The organism is Cohnella kolymensis, from assembly GCF_000829465.1.
GTDB lineage: Bacteria > Bacillota > Bacilli > Paenibacillales > Paenibacillaceae > Cohnella > Cohnella kolymensis.
Window position 1 is genome coordinate 1 of sequence record NZ_JXAL01000031.1, and the last position, 8557, is coordinate 8557.

Sequence of the window (8557 nt, forward strand, 5' to 3'; positions counted from 1 at the left end):
ATGCATGGTGCGGGGTTTTTGCATGATTACGGGGCGGCCGCGGCAATGGTTAGCGGTTCCTTTCCATGTTATACTAATGTTGTGATTACAGAGTGCTCGGAGTTCGAGACGAAAGGACGCGCGAAACGGGGAAGCCGGATGATATTGAGGAATATGACCCGCTTGGAAATCATGTTGATGCTGTCGCTCACCATTCCCGTAACGCTTGTGCTGCTGTGGCCGCAGCAGCGTTGGCCGCTCATGCTTATGATCGTGTGGTTACTGGGGCTGGGGCTGAACGTATGGGTGATGCAGAGACGCAAACATAGGAAACACTGTGAATATCTGCTCAAGCATGCTCAAATGTCGGCGATTCGCACGCTGAGCCATCACCGGCACGACTGGATGAACGAGATGCAGATATTGTACGGATACTTACGGCTTAACAAGCTCGATAAAGCAGTGGATGTCATGGACAGAATAAGAGAGCGCATGGAACACGACAGCAAAATCTCTCAGATCGGCACCCCGGAGCTCGCCACTTTTCTGTTGTCCTTCCGCACGGTTTGCGATGCGATGCGGCTGGACGTGAAGGTGCAGGACGGGCTGACGCTCGACCGGTTTCCATACGATGCCGATAAGCTTTCCCGAGCGGTTATGGCGCTTATTAATGTCATTCGTTTCCGCGCGGTAACCAATTTGCAGCATGACAACGTTTTGACACTGTCTTTTTATGAACTTAATGGCGGACTGACCTTGGAAATGTCGTATGAAGGCGAGCTCGCGGCTGCCGACAGTGTGCAGTTCGAGCTGAGGAAGTGTGTAGAAGGGCTAGGAGATATAGCAGTCAGAGAAGAGCCAGCAGAGCGGCCGCTTCAGGAGCGGACGATGGTCATTCGTTTCCCTCTGCAGGCATAACGGAGTGAATACATCATGTTTGTGGATAAAGCGAAAATTTATGTAAAAGGCGGGGACGGCGGCGACGGTCTTGTTGCATTCCGCAGGGAGTTATACGTGCCTGAGGGCGGACCGGCCGGAGGTGACGGGGGAAAAGGCGGCAGCGTTATTTTTCGCGTCGATGAAGGCTTGCGCACGCTGGTGGATTTTAAATACCAGAAGCATTTTAAAGCCCCGAGAGGGGAAAAAGGCCGGAACAAAAATCAGCATGGGGCGAATGCCGAAGATCTACTCGTTCGTGTACCGCCCGGCACGATTGTGATCGACGACGATACCGGGGCCACGATTGCGGATTTGACCCGGCACGAGCAGTCGGTCGTGGTGGCCAAGGGCGGTCGCGGCGGCAGAGGCAACACCCGCTTCAAAAGCCCCGCGAATACGGCGCCTTCCATCGCCGAGAATGGCGAGGAAGGGCAAGAACGGTGGATTACGCTCGAGCTGAAAGTGATGGCCGACGTCGGCCTGGTCGGTTTTCCGAGTGTCGGCAAGTCTACCCTCCTGTCGGTTGTGTCGGCAGCGCAGCCCAAAATCGGCGCGTACCACTTCACGACGCTTACGCCCAACTTAGGCGTTGTCGACTTAGGGGATGAACGCAGCTTTGTCATGGCCGACTTACCGGGCTTGATCGAAGGCGCGCACACCGGAGTCGGTCTCGGCCATGAGTTTCTCCGTCACGTGGAGCGAACCCGCATTATTTTGCACGTTGTGGACATGTCGGGGACGGAAGGGCGGGATCCGTACGAGGATTGGGTCAAAATCAACGAGGAGCTCAAGCAGTATAACGCTAAGCTGGCGGAACGCCTGCAAATCGTTGCCGCGAACAAGATGGACATGCCCGAGGCGGAGGAACTTCTCGCACAGTTTCGCAGCAAAGTGGGCGAGGTAAGTCCGGACACCGTCATCATGCCGATCTCTTCGTTAACCAGGCAAGGTGTGCAAGAGCTGTTGTACCGTGTGGCGGACGTGCTGGATTCTCTTCCGGAGCCCGCAGAGCTGGACGAACAGGAGCAGGACGCGGAAGAAGGCGTTGTATACGGGTTCAAATCGCGTAATGATACGGACTTCACCATTACACGCGATAACGAGACATTCGTCGTGAACAGTGAATCCCTCGAGAAGCTTATCAAGCGCACGCAGTTCCAGTCGTACGACGCGGTCGTCCGGTTCGGGCGTATTTTGCGGGGAGCCGGGGTGGACGAGGCGTTGCGCAAACGCGGAGCGAAAGACGGCAGCACGATACGCATCGGCGAATATGAGTTCGAATTTTTCGAAGGCGGCGCCGACAATTACTTGTACGAAGACGAATAACTCACGCAGACTACCGGCCGGTTCCGAAGGGAGCCGGTTTTTTACAACGAAATTGACTATTGCTCCTAGCAATCTATTTCGATATAATGTCCTCTATACGCAAACAACCGTCTTTTCTGGGAGGACGAGATATGGCGGAACGCTACTTCGCCGTCCGCGAAGACTTGCTGCCGGAAGGCATTCTTAAGACCGAGCAGGCCAAGGAGCTGCTGCGCCGGGGCGAGTCGGCCACCGTTCATGAAGCAGCGGAACGGGTGGGCTTGAGCCGCAGCGCATTTTACAAGTACAAAGACGGCGTCTACTTATTGGAGAAAGCTACACGGGAGAGAATCGCGACCTTGTCGATGGATCTGGAGCATCACGCCGGCGTGCTGTCGAAAGTTCTCGGTACAATGGCGGCGAACGAAGGGAATGTTCTCACGATATCGCAGTCGATTCCTTTACAGGGTCTGGCTAACGTCGTTATTTCTTTGGACACATCTCACATTGATGGAGATCTGGCCGAACTGCTCGCCAAGCTGCGCGCCTTGGACGGTGTGAAGAGAGCTCACATCGTCGGCCGCGGGTGAAGGAATAGAATCAAGGTTCACTTTGGAAGCGGAGGAGTAAACAATGAAGCCGGTAAAAGTAGGTTTGCTGGGTCTCGGTACGGTGGGAACGGGTGTCGTGCGAATTGTGCAGGGGCACCAAGAGGATTTGCAAAGTCAGGTGGGTTCCCCCCTGTCTATTGCCAAGATTCTGGTCAAGGATCGGGATAAAACCCGAAACATCCCTATAGATAAGTCAAAGCTGACGGAAGATCCTTGGGAAATCGTGCGCGACCCCGAAATCGACGTGATTGTAGAAGTGATGGGCGGTATTCTGCAGACGAAGGAAGTTATTCTGGAGGCGCTGGAGCGTGGCAAGCACGTCGTCACGGCGAACAAGGACTTGATGGCTCTGCATGGTCCGGAAATATTGGCCAAGGCGCAGGAAAGAGGCTGCGACGTCCTCTATGAGGCAAGCGTTGCAGGCGGCATTCCGATTATCCGCACGCTGATCGAAGGATTTTCTTCCGACCGGATCACGAAAATAATGGGGATTGTAAATGGCACGACCAACTACATTCTGACTAAAATGAGTCAGGAAGGCGCGGCCTACGGTGATGTGCTGAAAGAAGCTCAAGCGCTCGGTTATGCGGAGGCTGACCCGACCTCGGATGTGGAAGGCCTGGATGCCGCAAGGAAAATGACGATTCTGGCCACACTCGGATTCCGCGCAAACATCTCGCTGGAGGACGTCAGTGCCAAGGGAATCAGCACGGTTACGCAAGAAGATATCCGATTTGCCAAACAGCTCGGATATGAAGTGAAGCTGCTCGGCATTGCCGAGCGGCAGGACGATTTCATCAGCGTCGGCGTTCAGCCGACACTCGTCAAGCGGAGTCACCCGCTCGCGTCCGTCAATGGTGTTTATAATGCCGTTTATGTGCATGGAGAAGCGGTTGGGGAAACGATGTTCTACGGTCCGGGCGCGGGCGAAATGCCTACGGCGACATCCGTTGTAGCCGATCTGGTGGCTGTAGTGAAGAACATGAAGCTGGGCGTTAACGGGCGCCAAGGCCTTCTATCTTACAAGGTGAAGAAGCTGAAGACGGATGAGCAAATCGCATCCAAATTTTTCTTGCTGCTGCACGTCGATGATCGGGCAGGTGTATTAGCTCAGATCGCCAACGTTTTCTCGGCTTGCGACGTGAGCATCGAGTCCGTCATGCAGCCCTCGACGCCGGATCAGTCCGGTGCGGAGCTCATCATTATTACACATGATGCGAACAAAGCGGCGATGAAGAGAGTCTGAAGGAATTCGAAGCTTTGGACGCGGTTCAGGAAATTAAAAGCGTATATCGTGTAGAAGGCTGACAGTCGGCCTCATAAACTGATTACATTCGAAGGAGCTTTATCATGCTGGCAGGTGAACGACAATGACTGCGGACTCTCGCAATTCAGACATAGACGCAGCGATGCCTACCGGGCGCATCGTTGTGAAGGTCCCGGGCAGCACAGCGAATCTCGGACCGGGTTTCGACACTCTCGGCATGGCTCTCTCCCTATTTACCTGGGTCAGCCTGGAACATGCGGCGGCAACCCGAATTTCTTTGCTCGGCGATAATATGTCAGGTATTCCAAAGGATAAATCAAATCTGGTGTACCGCGTAGCCCAGGCCGTGTTTGAGAAAGCAGGCGCTCATGTGCCGGAGCTGGACATCGTCATTTGCAGCGACATCCCTTTGACCAGGGGACTCGGGAGCAGCGCGGCGGCCATCGTAGCCGCTCTTGTCGCGGCGAACGCGCTTATCGGAAATCCCCTTTCTCAGAATGAATTGTTCCAGATGGCCACTGCGCTCGAGAAACATCCCGACAATGTCGGCGCGTCCCTTTTTGGAGGCATCGTCGCCGCGGCTTGGGACGGCACGTCAGCGGAATATGTCCGTCTGGAGCCGCCGGCCGGCATGGAGATTCTGGTCGCGATTCCCGAATTTCAACTGTCAACGAAAAAAGCCCGTAACGTGCTGCCTCAGCACGTGTCTTTAGCGGACGCGGTATTCAATGTGAGCCACAGTTCGCTTCTGACGGCTGCGCTGGCAACCGGGCGTATGGACGTTCTTCGCCATGCGATGAGAGACCGGCTGCACCAGCCTTATCGCTCCGCACTCATTCCAGGTATGGATATTATTTTGGAGAACGCCGGAGACCATGGCGCTTTAGGAGCGGTTTTATCCGGTGCCGGGCCTACACTGCTGCTGCTGGTCGACTCCCGGGACCCGAAGCGCGGACAATTGGAAGGTTTTCTTAAGGACGTCATGTCCAAGGAAGACATCGAGATCGCTGCACGCTGGCTCGAGCCCTGCCTGCACGGTCCGCTGGTCAGGTATTTGGAGGCAGGCGACCCTGATTATCGACTGGAGCCTCGCGATGTTTTGTCACGGGCCAAAGCGGAGGTGGGAGCATGAGCGCGCGCAAATCGGTGGCATTGCTGCCCAAAAGCACAGTGTCGGACGAGGCCGTACGATACCTTTTTCGGGGCGAAGATGTCGAGTACGTATACTGCAAGATGATTTCCGACGTCTTCCTCTCCACGGCCAAAGGAAACACGGACTGGAGCGTCATTCCGATCGAGAATACGATAGACGGCTCAGTCAGCCTGCATATGGATTGGCTGGTTCACGAGGTGGATTTGCCGATCCGTGCGGAATGGGTGTACCCGTCCATCCAGAATTTGATCGGCAGGTCCGGTGAGCTGTCCGGTGAAGAAGGCGGATGGGATCCGCATAAAATAACAAAAGTGATGAGCCATCCGGTCGCCATGGCGCAATGCCTGCAATTCATCCGGGCAAATCTTCCGCATGCCGAGCTGGAGACATTCAGCAGCACATCGGAAGCCGTCCGAATGGTGAAAGAAAATCCCGGCCGCGGATGGGCGGCCATCGGCACCCGGCTGGCGGCTTCCGATCTTGATCTCGACGTCTTGCAAGCCAGGGTCACCGATCATGACAACAACTTTACCCGTTTTCTGCTGGTGGGTAATACTTCTTATGAAAAGCCGGAAGCGGTGCACCGTAAGACAAGCATTTTGATCACTCTGCCGGAAGATTATCCGGGCGCTTTGCATCAGGTGTTATCTGCTTTTGCCTGGCGGAGGATCAATCTTTCGCGCATCGAGTCCAGGCCGACGAAGAAAAAGCTGGGCAGCTACTATTTTTACATCGATATCGAGTATCCGCTGGCCAGCGTGCTGTTAACTGCGGCTTTTGCCGAGATTGAGGCGATCGGCTGCCAGGTTCGTATATTGGGTTCATACCCCAGCTTGCCTTTTCAAGAAAATAATGCGGAGGTGTAGAAGTGCATGGCGGAACAATGGATTTATTTAAATGGAGAGTATGTCAGTAAAGAGAACGCTAAAGTTCCGTGTATGACCATGGTTTTTTGTATGGGGACGGTATTTTTGAGGGTATACGATTATATGACGGCAACATTTTCCGCTGCAAGGAGCACTTGGACCGTCTGTATGACTCTGCCAAGTCCATCATGCTGGAGATCCCGCTCAGTTACACTGAAATGCAGGATGCCTTGGTTGAAACGATTCGCAAAAACGGGTTAACCAACGGCTACATCCGGCTGATCGTGTCACGCGGCCCCGGCGACCTTGGCTTAGATCCGAGACGCAGTCCCAAAGCCTCCGTGATCATCATTGTGGAGCAGCTTTCCATCTACTCCGAAGAAGCGTACAGGAACGGACTTCGCTCGGTGTCCGTCAGTTATCGGCGCAACATTCCGGATGCACTCAACCCTAAGATCAAATCACTCAATTATTTGAATAATATTTTGGTCAAAATCCAAGCCAATCTAGCCGATGTAGGGGAAGCTATCATGCTTAACGCGCAGGGCTATGTGGCGGAAGGCTCGGGAGACAACATTTTTTATCGTTAAAAAAAGGTGTTGTTTACACTCCTCCGGCTTATATCGGTGCGCTCGAGGGCATTACCCGGGGGGCGATTATCGATCTGTGCGGGAGACTGGGGCTGCCGTTGAAAGAGGAGCCGTTCACACTGCACGACGTGTATGTTGCGGATGAAGTGTTCTTCACGGGTACGGCTGCCGAGGTCATTGCCGTGCGTGAAGTGGACGGACGGATTATCGGAGATAACAAGGCCGGCCCGATCACGATGAAGCTTTTGGAAGAATTCCGCAAAATAGTGACGATAGAAGGCGTGAAGGTTTAGGCTTTACGGCATAGCTAAAGTTTCATCCGGGATCCTCTATGGATTCCGGATTTTTATTTTGAGGATGTCAAAAGCCCATCTCCTGCATAGGATGTAATGATTTCGCGAGGGCATGCGCCCACTCGTGAGTTATGTCTAGCCATCAGGAGGGAACGGCGTGAAGATTCATATGGTGAAACCAGGGGATACGTTGTTTTTTATCGCCCAGAAGTACAACGTGTCTCTCGAAGACATCATTAAGGCCAATCCGGAGATCAGCAATCCGGACGTCTTGGATGTCGGTATGAAGGTCAAGATTCCGGCTCAGCCCAAAACTGCGCTCGGGGTTATGCATCAGCACATCGTACAACAAGGCGACACCTTGTGGAAATTGTCGAAAGCGTGGGGGATCAAGCTGTCCGATATGATCAAGGCAAACCCGCAGCTCAAAAACCCCAACGCCTTGCTCACAGGGGAAGTCGTCAATATCCCGCAAGTCGGCGCCGGTGACATCTCGCCTAAGGCCGGTAATATGCCGGGTAAACCGAACACCGGGCTCAAACCGAACACCGGGCTCAAACCGGGTACGGGCGTTAAACCGGATACGAATGTTAACGTTCAGCCCGTACCGGCTCCGGTTCCGGCCGCTCCTAAACCGACGTTACCGATTGCAGAGAAGCAAGCGCCTATTCAGCATTACGAGAACGTGGATTTGTTCAAACCTTTGCCGATGCTCCCTCTGGAGGTCAATCCTGCTGCGGCAGCGAATATGCCGAATATGCCGTTCGAAAATATGCCCTTCCCGAACATGCCGGTCGCAAACATGCCGAACATGCCGGTTGATCACATGCCGAACATGCAGTTTGCTGAAATGCCGTACGAGAATATGCCGGCACCGAATATGCCTTTTCCTGCCGGAGAAAAGTTTGAAAATATGCAGATGATGAATATGCCTCTTGCCAACATGCCATACCCGAATATACCAATGCCGAATATGGCGATGCCGAATATGCCGAATATGGCATATCCATCAATGCATTTTGAAAACATGCCGATGCCAAACATGCCGATGCCGAATATACCGATGGCAAATATGCCGATGGCAAACATGCCGATGGCAAACATGCCGATGGCAAACATGCCGATGGCAAACATGCCCAACATGGCATATCCGTCAATGCATTTTGAAAACATGCCTATGGGAAATATGCCGATGCCGAACATGCCTATGGGAAATATGCCGATGCCGAACATGCCTATGGCAAACATGCCTATGGCAAACATGCCCTTCGAAAATATACCCTTCGAAAATATGCCGTGGGAAAATATGCCCAACCTCCCCTACACGGAAAACAAGCCGTTCGAAGGCGGTGACGGCTACCCTAAGGGCGTCGGCAAAATGGAGGATAATCTGGGCGGCGGCGTAGGCGGGTTGTACTCAGACAAGGATTACATCGGTTACAGCAATACGGACGGGACGCAGAGCAGACCAGGCTGTAAAACTTGCGGAGGGACGCAGAGCAGGCCAGGCTGCAAAACATGCGGAGGAAAGTCTTCATGGCCGGTTACAGCCGG

6 protein-coding genes and 2 pseudogenes are annotated in these 8557 nt (G+C 53.8%); all 8 read left to right on the forward strand.

What is annotated here, in order from left to right; all coding sequences use genetic code 11:
- On the forward strand, nt 1–897 hold an 897-nt coding region (locus SD71_RS22585), incomplete at its 5' end, for a Spo0B domain-containing protein (protein WP_052476430.1).
- 15 nt (nt 898–912) lie between these two features.
- Nucleotides 913–2244, forward strand: coding sequence for a GTPase ObgE (obgE, locus tag SD71_RS19550; protein ID WP_041067043.1), 1332 nt, complete (start codon nt 913–915; stop codon nt 2242–2244).
- A 131-nt stretch (nt 2245–2375) separates the two neighbouring features.
- Entirely contained in the window at nt 2376–2813 is a 438-nt protein-coding gene (locus SD71_RS19555) for an ACT domain-containing protein (protein ID WP_041067045.1), read from the forward strand.
- A 43-nt stretch (nt 2814–2856) separates the two neighbouring features.
- Nucleotides 2857–4142, forward strand: a pseudogene (locus tag SD71_RS19560) (homoserine dehydrogenase).
- 62 nt (nt 4143–4204) lie between these two features.
- On the forward strand, nt 4205–5233 hold the full coding sequence (gene thrB / locus SD71_RS19565) for a homoserine kinase (RefSeq protein WP_235427250.1): 1029 nt from the start codon (nt 4205–4207) through the stop codon (nt 5231–5233).
- Entirely contained in the window at nt 5230–6120 is an 891-nt protein-coding gene (pheA, locus tag SD71_RS19570) for a prephenate dehydratase (protein ID WP_041067048.1), read from the forward strand. Before thrB ends, pheA begins: the two co-directional genes overlap by 4 nt.
- A 6-nt stretch (nt 6121–6126) precedes the next feature.
- Nucleotides 6127–7003: pseudogene (gene ilvE, locus SD71_RS19575) on the forward strand (branched-chain-amino-acid transaminase).
- Nucleotides 7004–7160: 157 nt separating this feature from the next.
- Nucleotides 7161–8557, forward strand: a 1397-nt coding sequence (locus SD71_RS24485; RefSeq protein ID WP_041067051.1) for a LysM peptidoglycan-binding domain-containing protein, incomplete at its 3' end; no start/stop codon positions are given.

What these genes read in the sequence shown, in the direction of transcription:
- thrB (WP_235427250.1), top strand. Translation starts at nt 4,205, where the DNA reads ATGACTGCGGACTCTCGCAATTCAGACATAGACGCAGCGATGCCTACC.
- SD71_RS19555 (WP_041067045.1), top strand. Translation starts at nt 2,376, where the DNA reads ATGGCGGAACGCTACTTCGCCGTCCGCGAAGACTTGCTGCCGGAAGGC.
- obgE (WP_041067043.1), top strand. Translation starts at nt 913, where the DNA reads ATGTTTGTGGATAAAGCGAAAATTTATGTAAAAGGCGGGGACGGCGGC.
- pheA (WP_041067048.1), top strand. Translation starts at nt 5,230, where the DNA reads ATGAGCGCGCGCAAATCGGTGGCATTGCTGCCCAAAAGCACAGTGTCG.